Source organism: Haematospirillum sp. 15-248, from assembly GCF_012102665.1.
Taxonomy (GTDB): Bacteria; Pseudomonadota; Alphaproteobacteria; order Rhodospirillales; family Rhodospirillaceae; genus Haematospirillum.
Genome location: NZ_JAAVTF010000006.1, coordinates 30,062 through 44,802, shown reverse-complemented (window position 1 = coordinate 44,802; position 14,741 = coordinate 30,062). Strand labels below are relative to the sequence as shown.

The 14,741-nt window shown below is 56.4% G+C and carries 20 protein-coding genes; 14 read left to right on the top strand and 6 right to left on the bottom strand.

Annotated features, from left to right (window positions below; all coding sequences use genetic code 11):
- Positions 1-9: 9 nt before the first annotated feature.
- The 11 genes from HEQ72_RS06850 to HEQ72_RS06805 all read left to right on the top strand — a co-directional run bounded on the left by HEQ72_RS06850 (position 10) and on the right by HEQ72_RS06805 (position 7,054).
- Positions 10-1,305 carry an HlyC/CorC family transporter gene (locus HEQ72_RS06850; protein WP_168022941.1) on the top strand — a complete coding sequence of 432 codons (1,296 nt, stop codon included), beginning with the start codon at positions 10-12 and terminating at the stop codon, positions 1,303-1,305.
- 55 nt (positions 1,306-1,360) lie between these two features.
- The gene (locus HEQ72_RS06845; RefSeq protein ID WP_168022940.1) at positions 1,361-1,546 is read left to right on the top strand and encodes a hypothetical protein; all 186 of its coding nucleotides are present in this window, start codon (positions 1,361-1,363) and stop codon (positions 1,544-1,546) included.
- The gene (ffh, locus tag HEQ72_RS06840; protein ID WP_168022939.1) at positions 1,539-3,065 is read left to right on the top strand and encodes a signal recognition particle protein; all 1,527 of its coding nucleotides are present in this window, start codon (positions 1,539-1,541) and stop codon (positions 3,063-3,065) included. The genes HEQ72_RS06845 and ffh overlap by 8 nt, the downstream gene beginning before the upstream one ends.
- Positions 3,066-3,125: 60 nt before the next feature.
- Positions 3,126-3,506, top strand: a complete 381-nt coding sequence (gene rpsP / locus HEQ72_RS06835) for a 30S ribosomal protein S16 (protein WP_066132565.1) — start codon at positions 3,126-3,128, stop codon at positions 3,504-3,506.
- A gap of 22 nt (positions 3,507-3,528) precedes the next feature.
- Positions 3,529-4,191 (top strand): ribosome maturation factor RimM, encoded by a 663-nt coding sequence (rimM, locus tag HEQ72_RS06830; RefSeq protein WP_168019380.1) that lies wholly within the window; start codon positions 3,529-3,531, stop codon positions 4,189-4,191.
- Positions 4,191-4,940, top strand: coding sequence for a tRNA (guanosine(37)-N1)-methyltransferase TrmD (trmD, locus tag HEQ72_RS06825; protein ID WP_168019381.1), 750 nt, complete (start codon positions 4,191-4,193; stop codon positions 4,938-4,940). Before rimM ends, trmD begins: the two co-directional genes overlap by 1 nt.
- A 4-nt stretch (positions 4,941-4,944) precedes the next feature.
- Positions 4,945-5,343, top strand: coding sequence for a 50S ribosomal protein L19 (rplS, locus tag HEQ72_RS06820; protein ID WP_168022938.1), 399 nt, complete (start codon positions 4,945-4,947; stop codon positions 5,341-5,343).
- Between the two features lie 142 nt (positions 5,344-5,485).
- Positions 5,486-5,707, top strand: a complete 222-nt coding sequence (locus HEQ72_RS06815; protein WP_168022937.1) for a hypothetical protein — start codon at positions 5,486-5,488, stop codon at positions 5,705-5,707.
- Between the two features lie 254 nt (positions 5,708-5,961).
- Entirely contained in the window at positions 5,962-6,411 is a 450-nt protein-coding gene (locus HEQ72_RS06810; protein WP_168019383.1) for a CBS domain-containing protein, read from the top strand.
- Between the two features lie 75 nt (positions 6,412-6,486).
- Positions 6,487-6,810, top strand: coding sequence for a DUF2889 domain-containing protein (locus tag HEQ72_RS11735; RefSeq protein WP_322099492.1), 324 nt, complete (start codon positions 6,487-6,489; stop codon positions 6,808-6,810).
- Positions 6,704-7,054, top strand: coding sequence for a DUF2889 domain-containing protein (locus HEQ72_RS06805; RefSeq protein WP_322099498.1), 351 nt, complete (start codon positions 6,704-6,706; stop codon positions 7,052-7,054). The genes HEQ72_RS11735 and HEQ72_RS06805 overlap by 107 nt, the downstream gene beginning before the upstream one ends.
- Positions 7,055-7,058: 4 nt before the next feature.
- Here the strand turns inward: HEQ72_RS06805 and HEQ72_RS06800 are convergent, their stop codons facing one another.
- A complete protein-coding gene (locus HEQ72_RS06800; protein WP_168019385.1) occupies positions 7,059-7,385 on the bottom strand; it encodes a BolA family protein in 327 nt (108 codons plus the stop codon).
- Between HEQ72_RS06800 and HEQ72_RS06795 the strand changes: the two genes are divergently transcribed.
- The 3 genes from HEQ72_RS06795 to HEQ72_RS06785 all read left to right on the top strand — a co-directional run bounded on the left by HEQ72_RS06795 (position 7,384) and on the right by HEQ72_RS06785 (position 11,265).
- Entirely contained in the window at positions 7,384-8,151 is a 768-nt protein-coding gene (locus HEQ72_RS06795) for a J domain-containing protein (RefSeq protein ID WP_245184233.1), read from the top strand. The two genes, HEQ72_RS06800 and HEQ72_RS06795, sit on opposite strands and share 2 nt — an antisense overlap.
- Before the next feature lie 81 nt (positions 8,152-8,232).
- On the top strand, positions 8,233-9,225 hold the full coding sequence (cobS, locus tag HEQ72_RS06790; protein WP_168019387.1) for a cobaltochelatase subunit CobS: 993 nt from the start codon (positions 8,233-8,235) through the stop codon (positions 9,223-9,225).
- Between the two features lie 123 nt (positions 9,226-9,348).
- Positions 9,349-11,265, top strand: coding sequence for a cobaltochelatase CobT-related protein (locus tag HEQ72_RS06785; protein WP_168022936.1), 1,917 nt, complete (start codon positions 9,349-9,351; stop codon positions 11,263-11,265).
- A gap of 46 nt (positions 11,266-11,311) precedes the next feature.
- Here HEQ72_RS06785 and HEQ72_RS06780 read toward each other — a convergent pair whose 3' ends face one another.
- From HEQ72_RS06780 to HEQ72_RS06760, 5 genes are all read right to left on the bottom strand, one after another.
- A complete protein-coding gene (locus HEQ72_RS06780) occupies positions 11,312-11,836 on the bottom strand; it encodes a hypothetical protein (RefSeq protein WP_168022935.1) in 525 nt (174 codons plus the stop codon).
- 132 nt (positions 11,837-11,968) lie between these two features.
- Positions 11,969-12,253, bottom strand: a complete 285-nt coding sequence (gene rpmB, locus HEQ72_RS06775) for a 50S ribosomal protein L28 (RefSeq protein WP_066132596.1) — start codon at positions 12,251-12,253, stop codon at positions 11,969-11,971.
- A 93-nt stretch (positions 12,254-12,346) separates the two neighbouring features.
- Positions 12,347-13,096, bottom strand: coding sequence for a protein phosphatase CheZ (locus HEQ72_RS06770; protein ID WP_245184231.1), 750 nt, complete (start codon positions 13,094-13,096; stop codon positions 12,347-12,349).
- A gap of 50 nt (positions 13,097-13,146) precedes the next feature.
- On the bottom strand, positions 13,147-13,311 hold the full coding sequence (locus HEQ72_RS06765) for a hypothetical protein (protein WP_168019393.1): 165 nt from the start codon (positions 13,309-13,311) through the stop codon (positions 13,147-13,149).
- Between the two features lie 270 nt (positions 13,312-13,581).
- Positions 13,582-14,658 (bottom strand): hypothetical protein, encoded by a 1,077-nt coding sequence (locus HEQ72_RS06760; RefSeq protein ID WP_168022934.1) that lies wholly within the window; start codon positions 14,656-14,658, stop codon positions 13,582-13,584.
- Positions 14,659-14,741 lie beyond the last annotated feature (83 nt).

The following is a 14,741-nucleotide window of genomic DNA, read 5'->3' as shown; positions in this document are numbered from 1 at the left end:
GCATAGACCATGATTACAACCTTGACCATTATCCTGTTTCTTTTGCTGCTTTCGGCCCTGTTTTCCTGTTCGGAAACAGCCCTGACCGCCGCATCACGCCCCCTGATGCATGCCTTGGAAAAAGAAGACAATGACCCCCGGGCCGGTCTTGTAAACCGCTTGCTGGGAAAGCGGGAACGCCTGATCGGCACTATTTTACTGGGCAACAACCTGGTCAATATTCTTGCTTCTGCCTTGGCAACCAGCATCATGATCAACCTGTTCGGTGACGCCGGCGTTGCCTATGCCACAGCTGTCATGACAGCCTTGCTGCTTATTTTCGGGGAAATCCTGCCCAAAACGCTGGCCTTGATGCACACCACGGTAACAGCCCTGCGCGTGGCCCGTATCATGAGCATCCTTGTCTGGCTTCTTCACCCGATTGTCAGCTTGCTACAGGCCGTCGTCAGCCTGACCCTGCGCTTTTTCGGCGCCAGCTCGGCGGGTCATCAGTCCGCAGACCTTCTGCTGGCCGAACTACGGGGAGCGATTGACCTGCACACCGAGGCCATAGCCAGCCAGGATCACGATGTCCGGCACGAACGCGCCATGCTGAAAAGCGTTCTGGACCTGGCTGACGTCGAAGTCAGCGAGATTATGGTACACCGGCGCAATCTTATGACGATCGATGCAGACCAACCGGTCGATGTCATCGTTGACCAAGTATTGACCAGTCCGCATACACGGATTCCGCTCTGGCGCGAGCGCCCGGACAATATTATTGGTATCCTGCACGCAAAGGACCTGCTGCGGGCCGTACGGGCCAATTTCAACACCCCCAGCCAGCTCAGGCTCGACGATATTGCATCCAGCCCCTGGTTTATACCGGATTCCACCAACCTTCTGGACCAGCTGCAAGCCTTTCGCCAGCGCCGGGAGCACTTTGCCCTTGTTGTCGATGAATACGGCGCCCTGCAAGGCATTGTGACCCTGGAGGATATCCTGGAAGAAATCGTCGGCGACATTGCAGACGAACACGATGAACCCGCCTACGGCATCTGTCAGGAAGAGGGTGGAACCTGGCTGATCAACGGTGATGTTACTATCCGCGACCTGAACCGTCAGTTTGACTGGTCCCTGCCGGATGAAGAAGCGGCAACCCTGGCCGGGCTTCTGCTGCATGAAACCCGGTCCATACCGGAACAAGGCCAAGTATTCCGGTTCCATGGCTTCCGCTTCGAAGTTGTTGAACGGCAGCGGAACCAGATCGTGCTGGTCCGCATGACCCCGGACAAGCCCGCCAAACCGGATTCAGGCCATGGGTAACAGCGCCCACGTCTGTGGATAACGCGAAATCTTGACTTACCGGGTTGTACAGCGTATGAAGCCCGGACCGGAAAATACCGGTTTCTCTCTGCTTCGGGTTCCTTTTCCTCCCGAGGGGGTCCGCCAGTCCGCGAAGATACGCGCACTGGCGCGTTTCCTGTTGTTCAACAGGAAGATCCTCCAGCATAACCGGGAACACGGGGTAGAGCGGGAAAAAGGATACGGAAAGAAGAATGTTTGACAGCCTGTCGCAACGCTTGGGAACCATCTTTGACAAACTTCGCGGGCGCGGTGCGCTTGGCGAGAAGGATGTTCTTGATGCAATGCGGGAGGTTCGAGTCGCGCTTCTGGAGGCGGATGTCGCCCTCCCCGTCGTCAAGGATTTCATTACTGCCGTACAGGAACGGGCGATCGGACAAGAGGTAATTCGCTCTGTTACCCCTGGGCAAATGGTTGTCAAGATTGTCAACGACGCCCTTGTTGACATGCTTGGGGGTGGTAAAGGCGACAATGGCCTGAACATCCACCGCACACCGCCCGTGCCCATTTTAATGGTTGGCCTGCAGGGATCAGGTAAAACAACGACATCGGCGAAAATTGCCCTGCGTCTCAAGACCCGTGAGCGAAAAAAAGTCCTGCTTGCCTCGCTGGATGTGTATCGTCCGGCAGCGCAACAGCAGCTTGGCATTCTGGGCGAACAGACCGGCGTTGACACCCTGCCGGTCATCGTCGGCGAAATGCCGGTAGCGATTGCAACACGGGCCATGAGCGAGGCCCGCAAGGGCGGTTATGATGTTGTAATACTTGATACTGCCGGCAGGCTGCACATTGACAGTGAGCTGATGGCTGAAGTCGCTGCCGTCCGGGACATAACAACACCGGCAGAGACACTTCTGGTCACAGACGCCATGATTGGCCAGGACGCCGTTACCCTGGCCCGCGAATTCAATGAAAAGGTTGGCGTTACGGGCATTGTCCTGACCCGCATGGACGGGGACTCCCGCGGGGGGGCAGCCCTTTCAATGCGTGCGGTCACTGGCTGCCCCATCAAACTGATCGGCGTCGGTGAAAAACTCGATGCCTTGGATGATTTCCACCCGGATCGCATCGCCTCCCGCATTCTGGGAATGGGCGATGTTGTGGCCTTGGTCGAGAAAGCTGCCATATCACTGGACCAGGACGAAGCCGAGAAACTGGCCGCCCGGATGATGGAGGGCAAGTTCGACCTAGCCGACATGCTGGGCCAAATCCGCCAGATCCGGAAGATGGGAGACGTCAAGGGCCTTCTTGGCCTGATGCCCGGCATCTCAAAAATGAAAAAGCAAATCGAGAATGCCAACATCAGCAACACCATGGTTGCCCGGCAGGAAGCCATTATCCTCTCCATGACCCCGACGGAACGGCGCAAACCAGACCTTCTGAAAGCAAGCCGGAAACGGCGCATTGCGGCCGGAGCCGGGGTTACCGTCGCTGATGTCAATCGCCTGCTGAAGCAGTATCAGCAAATGGCGGACATGATGAAGCAGATGCGGAAAATGGGGGGCAAGAAAGGCCTGATGGGGGCCCTTGGTGGCCTGTTCGGCAAAGGTTCACTGCCTGCTGAAGCTGATCCGACCGGCCAAGCCAATGCGATTCCTGATCTGTCTCAATTCTCCGGTGGGCTCCCGCCGGGATTTCCGGGCGCAATGCCCGGGCTACCGGGGAAGCTTCCCCCTGATCTTCTGCGTTCCATGTCACGTAAAGGTGGCAAGAAACGCTGAGGTTTACTTGGGTTATGCACACCAGCACAACCCCGTATCAACTGTCTTGAGGAAACACATATGTCCCTTCGTATTCGCCTGGCCCGTGGTGGTGCCAAGAAAAAGCCGTTCTACCGCATTGTTGTTGCTGATTCCCGCGCACCACGTGATGGCCGCTTCATCGAGAAGATCGGCACCTATGACCCCAGGCTCCCTGCCGATCACCCAGATCGCATCCGCGTGCAGGATGAAGTAACCCGGCAATGGATTGCAAAGGGCGCTGTTCCATCCGACCGTGTCGAGCGTATCCTTGGCCTGGCCGGCGTTGTGAAGACCCCTGCCATCCCGGCTCAGACCAAGAAGAACCAGCCCCGTGCCAAGGCTCAGGAACGCCTGCGCATGGCTGAAGAGCGCGCCAAGGCTGCTGCCGAAGCCGCTGCTGCTGAAGCCGCCTCTGAATAAGACGGCCGAGGATTTTGCGGTCATGATCCGGGAACCTGTGCATTCCGCTAACGATGAATCCAACCAACGTATATGTGTTGGTGTCATCGTGGGCGCACATGGCGTACGTGGGCTTGTGAAGGTCAAATCCTTTACAGCAACGCCCGAAGACCTGGGGGCCTATGGCCCCCTGACCGACCTCAGCGGTTCCCGGGTTTTTGACCTAGAAATCACCGGCAGGGCAAAAGGCTCGATTCTATGCCGAATCGAGGGCGTCAATGATCGTTCAGCTGTCGATGCTCTGAAAGGGCAGAGGCTGTACGTCGACCGTGATGCCCTGCCCTGTCCGGATCACGAAGAAGAATTCTACCACTCTGACTTGCTTGGTCTGCCCGTTTTCTTCCCCAATGGCACCAAGGTTGGAACTGTTGGCGCCCTGTATGATTTTGGTGCCGGAGATATCCTTGAGATTCGAGGCGACACGGGTGGGGCAGCCATGATCCCGTTTACCCATAAAACTGTGCCAACCGTCGATATTGCCTCAGGGCGCATCGTTATTAATCCTGTCCCCGGACTTCTGGAGGCTCCGGTAGCTCCGGCCGCCGATTCCCGGGACCAGCCCCCACGAGTGAAAAAGAAGCCCCCGATTCGTGATAACGAGTCCGTGATTCGCACGGATGAGTGGCCCGAAGAGGACTGGCATTGATGGATGCGGGTGCTGATGCTGCGCATGCGAAGGGCAATCAGGCTCCTTTTTCTGTCCGGATTCTGACCCTCTTTCCCGAGATGTTTCCGGGGCCTCTGGGACTTTCTCTTCTCGGAAAGGCCATGACGGATGAAGTGTGGTCTCTGGAAACAGTGGACATCCGCGCCTTCGCGAGCGATAAACACCGCTCGGTGGACGACACCCCCTTTGGTGGGGGGGCCGGCATGGTTATGAAACCCGATGTCATTGATGCTGCCCTTGGGGCCGTAAAGCCTCGCCCCGGGCGCCTTCTGTACCTGTCACCCAGGGGAAAGCTCCTGAATCAGGCTCTGGCCAAGGAACTGGCCGCTGAGCCTTCCCTCACGCTCCTGTGCGGACGGTATGAGGGGGTAGACCAAAGGGTGATAGATGCTTGGGACATGGAGGAAGTCAGCTTGGGTGACTTTGTCCTGACCGGGGGCGAAACTGCGGCCATGGCCTTGGTTGACGCCGTTGTTCGCTTGTTACCCGGCGTCGTTGGGAAAGCGGAGTCGCTGGAAGAAGAAAGTTTCGAGCGGGGGCTCTTGGAGTACCCACTCTATACCCGGCCTGCCGACTGGAAAGGCCGGGTTGTCCCGGAGGTTCTGCTTTCGGGGCACCATGCGCGGGTTGCCCAATGGCGGCTCGTTCAGTCGGAATACATTACCCGGCACCGCCGTCCTGATTTGTGGGAACGGTATTGTGCACAGAAGCAAGAGCAAGAGGGTTAGTTCCATGAACATTATTGAGCAACTTGACCAGGAACAGATTGCCAAACTGACCGAAGGCAAGAAGATTCCGGCCTTTACCCCGGGCGACACCGTTCGCGTGTATGTAAAGGTGGTCGAAGGCACCCGTGAACGCCTGCAGGCGTACGAGGGCGTTGTGATCGCACGCAAGAATGCAGGCATCAACTCCAACTTTACCGTTCGGAAGATTTCTTTCGGGGAAGGCGTGGAACGTGTGTTCCCCCTGTATGCGCCTGCTGTTGATCGTATCGAACTGGTTCGCCGCGGCAAGGTGCGCCGGGCAAAACTGTACTATCTGCGTGACCGTCGCGGTCGTGCGGCACGTATTGCCGAAGACATCGCAGCCAACGTAAAGGCTCGCGAGGCCGAGGCTGCCAAGGGTTGATACCCCGTAGCCTTCCCGGATAATCCCGGGAAAAACAGGAGACTCCGGGAGTCAAAAAACTCCCGGGGGCTGCTTTCCTGATAATCACGATTGTCTCTATGCATACCGGCGGTTTGTTCGGCCGGCAGGGAAAGGTGTTTCTATGGCTCAAATAATTGCAGAATGGCCGGAAGACAGCCCGGCAATCCTTGTCAGCCCGGCCCATAACGGGAAACAATACTTGGTGTCCAATATCGTGGTCAGCGCAAGCTTGCTGTCACGGGCCCACGTTTTTGCGACCACACCTGTTCTGGCAGAAACATCCGAAGAACAGGATGAAGATAATAACGACATTGTCAGCGCCTTTAACCTGGATTGGGTTTGACCTACCTAGGTGTTGGAATCTCTGTCCCGGAAAAATAATCGAAGAACGTAGTCCATCTGCAATCTAGCCTGCTGCGACACATAAATCGTATGCTGGCGCTTGTTCCGTGCGAACACACATTTCGGATGAAATGTTAGTGTTGTGGCCTGACCACTTATCCCTCTATGATTGCACATCAAGGCACGGATCCTGTCCCCGTACACCATCGCCATCAGGCGAAGCGGAGACAGGAAACAAGATGGAGAGACAAGTCCATGCCCAGAATCGTACCTGATGTTATCAACGAACAAACGCTGGCTACCGTATCCTCCTCTCTCTCTGTACGCGACGCAGCACGCCTGATGGCGGAGAAAGGTGTTGCTGCTGTCATGATTACCGAAGGCACACGCCTGAAAGGTATTATGACAGAGCAGGACATCACAAAACGTGTTGTAGCTGCACAGCTGGATCCTGACCACACGAAGGTCGGTGATGTCATGACGGCAGATCCGGATACCCTTCGGCCTGGCGACCAGGCACAGGACGCCCTGCATATGATGCGACAACACAAATACCGCCATCTTCCGGTGGTTGATGATCGTGGAAATGCAGTGGGTATCGTGTCCGTGCGGGATTTATACGCTGTTGTGCAAGGTGAACTTGAAAGTACCATCAAGAGCTGCGAGAGCTATATCGGCGGTGATGGTTACGGAACCGGGGGCTGATCCCTGTATCCGGCGGTGGAGGGAGATATACCTTGGGATCTCCACTCCACCACCTACCGATACTGGACATCTGATATGCCCTCATGCCCCGCTGACACCCCACGGTCCCTGATCCATACACGTCGTATCGAATGTCTGGGATACCTGCGCCAAGATGGCCTGTGGGATGTCGAGGCCAGCCTGCACGACACAAAAACCTATGATTTCTCCAATCGCGACAGAGGCACAATCAAAGCCGGAGAACCACTTCACGGCATGACGATACGCTCTGACTATCGACAGCAGCCTTCTTATTCACGGGGCACAGGCCGTAACTCAACACGCTCCATTCCACGAATGTCCGAACATTGCATCGGCGTACAAAAAGCTGGAAGGCCTAACAATCGGAAAGGGGTTTGAGAAACATGTTCGCAGCCTTCTGCAAGGCCCATGCGGCTGTACCCATCTGACAGAGCTACTGCGTCCCTTGGCAACAACCGCTATTCAAACAATCATGTCTGCACGAGTGGATCCCGAGCAACCTGCACACCAGAAACGCTCTCTTCCCCCGGCACTGATGGACAGCTGCTACGCTCTGAGAGCAGAAGGAAGCGTTGCTGCCCGGGAATGGCCGCAAACAGACACGCCACCGGGAAACAGCTAGGAATCTAGAGGGTGGATGCCTCAGCAGGTGTGCGGGCCATTATCGAAAGGGCATGAACACGTTCCCGCAATTCGTCAGCAAGCAGGGCATAAACCAAGCGCTGGCGCTCCACGCGGCTTTTCCCCTCAAATGCAGCCGACACAACAGTTACCGTAAAGTGCGTCTCGCCCCTATCGTCCAAGGGCGCATGCCCTGCGCCGGCACCCCGTTCAGCCAGCGCGGCAATCCGGTCTGCATGACCGGCATGACGCGCGGAATCATCCCTGATGTCCAGAAAAACCGGAGACAGGGCCACAGTCAGCTTGCTGTGTATGCGGTCGCGAAAGGTCATGAAACACCACAACAGAAAAGGCAAAGAAAAGCTGGAGAAACTGGCTGGATGGCAAACGAAGGTCAACCTTCCGGCACGGACCACGGCCTGCAGCTTGCCTGAAAGGAAAATGGCTGTCTATAGTGGTTGCATGCGTAACAGAAAGCCCGAAAACGGGGCCCCGGGCGCCCCTGATCCGTTTGACCCTTTTGGCCGCACACGCACTGCAAGCGGCCCGGAGACGCATGCCTGCGCGATGCCCGGTTGCTCGCAGCAGGGGGAATATCGGGCACCGCGTGACCGTGGGCTGACAGATTATATCTGGTTGTGCTTGGACCATGTTCGCAGCTACAATCGGCAATGGAATTACTATGATAATATGAGCCCCCAAGAGCTGGAGGATGAAATCCGCAAGGATTACACGTGGCAAAGACCAACCTGGAAGCTTGGAACACTGGGGGGAGGTGCAGATCGCAATGGTTCCGCACGCTTCCGCGACCACTTTGGTTTCTTTGACCCTGAACGGGACGAAGCCGAGGCGGGACGAAGCCGATGGCACAGAAATGGCCACAAACCACAGCCTGATAATCCAGAAGAAAGAAAAGCCTTGGAGACGCTGAGCCTGCACCTTCCGCTTGACATCAATGAACTGCGGACTCGTTATCGGGCGCTGGTCAAGGAACACCACCCGGACCTGAATCATGATGACCCGGACGCCGAAGAGCGATTCAAAACCATTAGTGATGCCTATCATACCCTTCTCGCTGGACTCAAGGCTCCGGGATAGGATTATCCTCCTGCCTGTGCCCTCACTTCCCACGCCTTCTTCTCCCCTCTTATAACGCCATGTGACCGGAGACTTTCCCCGATGGATCTTTCCAAGGCCCCCCTGCCCGATCTTCCCGACCGGACACTGTCTGTCCGTGAGGTCTTCGGTATTGACAGTGACATGCAGGTTCCGGCCTTCAGCACCTCCTCGGACCACGTTCCCGACCTAGACCCGGGGTACTGCTTCGACCACGACACAACGTTGGCCATACTGGCCGGATTTCACCACAACAGGCGGGTCATGATCCAAGGGTATCATGGCACCGGGAAATCAACCCATATTGAACAGGTGGCCGCCCGGCTGAACTGGCCATGCATTCGGATCAACCTGGACAGCCACGTCAGTCGTATTGATTTGATCGGAAAAGACGCCATTGTGCTGCGCGACGGTAAACAGGTCACAGAATTCCGCGAAGGTCTCCTGCCGTGGGCGCTTCAACATCCCTGTGCCCTGGTTTTTGATGAATATGATGCCGGCCGTCCGGATGTCATGTTTGTCATTCAGAGAGTACTGGAAGTGGAAGGCAAGCTGACCCTTCTGGATCAGAACCGGGTCATCCGTCCACACAAGGCCTTCCGCCTTTTTGCAACGGCCAACACCATCGGCTTGGGGGATACCACGGGGCTCTATCACGGAACCCAGCAGATCAACCAGGGGCAGATGGACCGCTGGAATATCGTGGCAACCCTGAACTACCTGGAACACGATGCCGAAGTGGCAATCATGGTGTCTAGAATGCCAGAATATGACAGCGCAACCGGACGCAGAACCATATCCCAGATGGTTTCTGTTGCTGACCTGACACGGGCCGGCTTCATAGCAGGAGATATCTCCACCGTCATGAGCCCGCGCTCGGTTCTGACGTGGGCAGAAAATGCTTGCATATTCAGTAGTATACCCTACGCATTCCGCGTCACATTCCTGAACAGGTGTGATGAAGCGGAACGGCCTGTCGTGGCAGAATACTATCAGCGCTGCTTTGGCGAAGAGCTGCCGTCCTCGGCCCTTCGCGCTGTTGTACCCCAGCCCTGAAAAATAAACAGGATCAAACGGGTTCTCCCTCCTGTCGTGCGTCGAGATTGCCTGATGACTGAACCGCCACCTCGCCCGCATCCTCCCGCGCCATCTTCGGCAGGAGGGGACCACCGGGCCCGCATGTCGAATAAACCTCTTGATGGCCAGGAAACCCCCGTCGAGACCCTCAAGCGTGCAACAGCAGCCTGTGTACGCGCTCTAAGCGGCCGGTCCGAACTTCTGGTCAGTTATACGCCGGTCAATGCACATGGCATCACACCTGCAGCAGGGATCTTTCATGACCAGGTCCGCCTGCCACTCCCCTCTTCCCCAGCATCAGACAACCCTGACCACAGAGCAAGTCTGCGCGGTATGGCCGATGCCATTGCCCTGAAGCTGCGCCATCATGATCCATCCGTGCACGCAAGACGGATGCCACAGGGACAAGATGCCCGGTCTGTTTACAATGCCCTGGAACAGGCAAGGGTCGAGGCTCTTGGTGCCATACGCCTGCCCGGAACAGCCCTGAATCTGGCCGCAGCAACAGAAGCCAGGCTCAGTGCTGAAGAGCTTTGCTCTGTCACTGACCCCGGAAGCATCGCGATGGCTGATCTGGTGCATGCAGCCTTCCACCGCCATCTTGGTATTGTTCCCTCCAGTACGTCAGAACAATACATCCTCGATCTCTGTACGGAATCCCTCGGTCCCCTAGATAACTGGCTGGATATTCTTAAAAACAGCCTGACAGATCAGAAGCAATATGCGGCCACCATACGCAAGCTTCTGGATGATCTTGGCATTGAAGCAGACGACAACAGGGATCAAGAAGAAGACGGAGCATCTCTTGAATCTGACACGCAGGACAAGAACCAGCAGTCCTCCGCTGACCAAGGGGCAGATGCACAGAACCCGGATTCCACAGCAGAAGACACAGGGGATCAGTCCAGCGACAGCCTGGAAACCGGGGATACAACCCCCGCAGAGCAGGAGACAGAGACGGAAAGTTCCGGAGCCTCTCTGCTTGAGGAAGAGATGTCTGCACCATCACAGACACATCCACCGGGGCCGGGGCACAATAGACCTGCAGACGAAAAATACCACGTCTATACGACAGAATTCGACCAGATCCGCAGTGCCGATGAACTGTGCGACCCCGAGGAACTGGCTCGTCTTCGCTTTCAGCTGGACCAGCAATTGAATCACCTGCGCGGAGTTGTGGCGCGCCTGGCCAATCGTCTGCAACGGCGTCTGATGGCACAACAGCTGCGGGAATGGGACTTTGATCTGGAAGAAGGTATCCTTGACTCAGCACGCCTGGCCCGCGTTGTTGCCAACCCAGCGCTGTCCCTGTCGTACAAGCAGGAACGTGACGCCGCGTTTCGTGACACCGTTGTAACCCTGCTGATTGATAATTCCGGCTCCATGCGCGGACGCCCGATCACAGTTGCCGCCATGAGCGCTGACATTCTGGCCAGAACATTGGAACGCTGTGGCGTCAAAGTGGAGATTCTGGGATTCACAACCAGCCAATGGAAAGGTGGAAAAGCGCGCGAAGCGTGGACGCAAAATGGCAAACCAGCCAACCCCGGACGCCTGAATGATATACGCCATATCATCTACAAAAGTGCGGACACACCATGGCGACGGGCACGCCGTAACCTTGGCCTGATGCTGAAGGAAGGAATTCTGAAGGAGAATATCGATGGCGAGGCCCTTCTATGGGCCCATCAGAGGCTTATTGGCCGCCCGGAGCAACGCCGTATCCTGATGGTTATATCGGATGGCGCTCCCGTTGATGACTCGACCCTGTCCGCAAATCCCGGAACCTATCTGGAACAGCACCTCCGCAGCGTCATCACCTGGATCGAGAACCGCAGCCCGATTGACCTGCTCGCAATTGGCATTGGGCATGACGTCACCCGCTACTATCGCCGCGCCATAACCCTTATGGATGCAGAAGAGCTTGGAGGGGCCGTACTGAAGCAAGTTTCAGCCCTGTTTGACACCTCTCAACAGGGAGAGCGGAGGCACCACGCCGGAAAACAGCGAAGACCCTGAATGGCACACCCGGAACAGTTATCAGGTGTACAGTAAGCTCAACCTCTTACTCAAGACTCAGAGTCAATCCCCACGACGCGATTGTCTCCCCGTCACGGGATAAAACACCGCGTACGACCCCTATTATGCCGGACTCTGATATCAGGAAGCACTCGGTGAGGACATGCACACCATCATCTGTTGCACCTTGACTGATGATGGTATCACCAACACGGGTATAACGGCCACCCAATGTCCCGATGCCGGGACTGGACCATTCCCACCACGCATCACGCGGACGCTTTTCTGTAGGAGGATCGACCGAGATAACCCCGCGCATAGCTCCAAAGTCGCCCTGGGCAGTTATTAGTCTCAGATCCGCCTCGATGTACCAAACCAAACGAGGAGAGGCAAGGCTCGGCACATCAAGAGATTCATCATCCGCAGATCGATCTCTTTGCCGCAGGCGACGATGACGGACACGCCACGATCCATGCGCGGGCAGAACGATGCCTTTTTCCTCGACATACTGCCCCTCAGCAGACCAGACAGCCCCATCAGCAAAGAACGGCGACTCAGAAAGGCTATACACCGGCACCCCCGTGGAGATAGCTTCTCAGCATACCCTCGGGAAATGAAGAAGGATTTAAAAAAAGGCCAGAAAGCCCGGCTTATGAGCAGCCGAGCTTTCTACATCAAACATAGACCCTGAAGAAGGTCGGTATCAGGCGGCCTTGACAGCCTGAATACGCTTCTTCAAACGACGCAGGTCAGTCGGAAGTTTGGTGTTGGCCATGCCAAGCAGATAAGCATCAATGCCGCCGCGATGCTCGATTGTCCGAAGTCCATGGACAGAGACACGGATCGCAACCGACTCGCCCAGTGCCTCGGACACCAAGGCTGTTTCCTGGAGGTTTGGCAGCCAGCGACGACGGGTCTTGTTGTTGGCGTGGCTGACGTTGTTGCCGGTCTGAACGCCTTTGCCGGTAACAATGCAACGACGAGCCATGGTTCGTATCCTTTTCTTGTCTTCTTCAGGCCTGAACGGAAAGCAGGAGGGAGGGTTATTAGCTATACGCCCAGCTTTCGTCAAGATGTATCGTCAGCCGAACAAATTATCTATATCTCCCTGCCCCATTCCATTCCCCGGGTTATCATCGCCGGACGATGGCTTCGCAGGCGCTGCAGGGGGCTTGGGAGGAGCCTTTGCCGCAGGAGGTGCGGATTCTGCTTTTGCAGGGGGTTGCGGAGGAGGAACGGGGGCTTTCGGTGCCTGTGCAGCGCCCCCACCCAGCATGGCATCAACATCTTTTTGACTGACCCCTTTCCCCTGCAATTGGGGACCATTGAGCAGCGACTTCTCGAAATCAATGGGCTTTTCATCGACATCGGCATCAGCCAACGAATCGGAACCCCACATATTGATCAGGGTATTGACCCGCTCCTCGATATACTGAAGCGAGCGGACAACCTTGCTGATTCGTTGTCCCGTAATATCCTGAAAAGAACAGGCTTCAAAGATATTGGCCGTCAGGGCTGGCACACGGTCAAGGGTTTCCAACGCTTCACTGTTACCGGCAATATGCTTCCTGAGGCCAGTCAACAGGTCGTCAAGCTCCTCGACACCACTCATAATGCTGTCGGTTGCTGTTTCTGTCGCATTAACAATGGCATCAAGTTCGTCGGACATCTTGGCGAAGTGGTCGTCCTCGTCCGTGGATCCGGGGCGGCGAATCGACGCAATTTCAAGGCGCATACGCTTTATGTGTTCGAAAAGGCCTCGCAACTCCCGCTTCAGGAGATCGGCCTCGGTTACAGGACCTTTGCCCATCCGCTCTGCCCGTCCGTTCATACGTCAACTTCTGACAGGACATAGTAGCGGATATTCCACAAACAGGCAGGCTAGGATTTTTCGCTTTTGTCCTGCCGGCTTTGTATGGACAACATCAAATGAGCCAGAAGAGCCAGTTTGTGGCGCTGTGGCTCTGGAAGGGACTCGATCATTTTTTGCTTGGCCTGCAGAATATCCTTTGCCTGCCGGATAAGTTCTGCACGCTCCGGAGTCATGGGATACTCCTTTGGAACCTCCCCGAAGCTATCTTGGGTATTCTCAGCGCCACCAGCAACATCTTGAGGTTTAGAATCGGGTGGAGAAGGAGCACCCACCCGGGTGGCCGCAACGCCAGCCCTGCCTTTGCGCCGTTGCTTCCTGCCCGATGGCTGGCGGGAAAACAAGGCCCACATCTTCTCCAGAAAAGCTCCCAATATCCTTGCCTTTATACGGATGGGACCCTGCCACAACACCGGACACAAGGGTCCCCATACCTAATATCAGAATTATACAACCGCGTCTGACGCCGGGTGCTGTGCCTCACGAGAAAGAACACCTTTCTCACCTTGCACAGGCCGTTCGGGAAGCCCCGTAGCCCCGTCTCCGAGAGTACTCGACGAATAGGCCCCTCCGCCCCCCATACGGGCCAAGGCATCATGGAGGCGATCCAGACCAGATGTGCGAGGCGATGCAGAAGCGCGGGAGCCAGAGCCATAAACAGGTTCAGGCTCGGGAACGGCCGGATCATTCTCGTCGCCAAAATCTGTTTGCTCCAGTAACGAGGAGTCATCACCCAGCGAGGATGAAACCCTTTGGCGCACCACGTCCTCGACCGTCGAAGAGAAAGAATCCGCAGATCCGACCTTAACATCGCGCAAAATTTCGATACGGTCCGCAAGATCCAGAAACAGGGTATGAAGACGGGCAAGAGGCCCCTCCTCAATAACCTGCCCGAACAGCGGGTGGAGGTCATGCTGCTGAACCTCGTGCCGCAAGGCTTCGCAGCGGCGGATAAAACAGTGCAGGGCCTGAACTGATACAGGGTCCCCCAGAGCACGCTCGGCCAACATACCGGCAAACTCAGGGTAAGCAGCCGCGCGCACAAGAAAAGCCTGGGCAAAGGCCCACACATCACCGGATACCGTGCGCCCCCACAGCGTTTCTGCCTCGGCGGTACTGACCATGCCCAGCCGCTCTGCCAAAAGCGACGCATGCGCATTCAGGTCACGCAGTGCCAGCTCCATTCCCTCTACGGCTGCCTGACGGCGGCTGTCGGCCTGCATTTGCAGAAGGGTGCGCACTTGGGCCTCGACATGATCGGAAGTATGACGCGACTGCTGGGCCAGCGTATTGAGAACATGCTCCTGCCGATGCCCGGAAGCCGCCATGTTGATGAAGCCAACCAGCAGCCACAGGGCAACAACCGGACCAAAAGTACCCGCAACAAGAACAGCCATGTCCGATGGCGGCAAAAGCATCAGGCTGTCCCATCCGACAAGGGAGCCTATGTAGAGGACAGCCCCGCCCAACCACAACGAGGTCAGCAAGCCTGCAAGGCAAAAAACAACGACAAGGGCCATCATGGAGAAACTCCCGATCAAGAGCAGGATGCAGCAAACAGATGCCCATAATGGGACAAAAGGAAAGAGCTTGTCACGCCATGGTG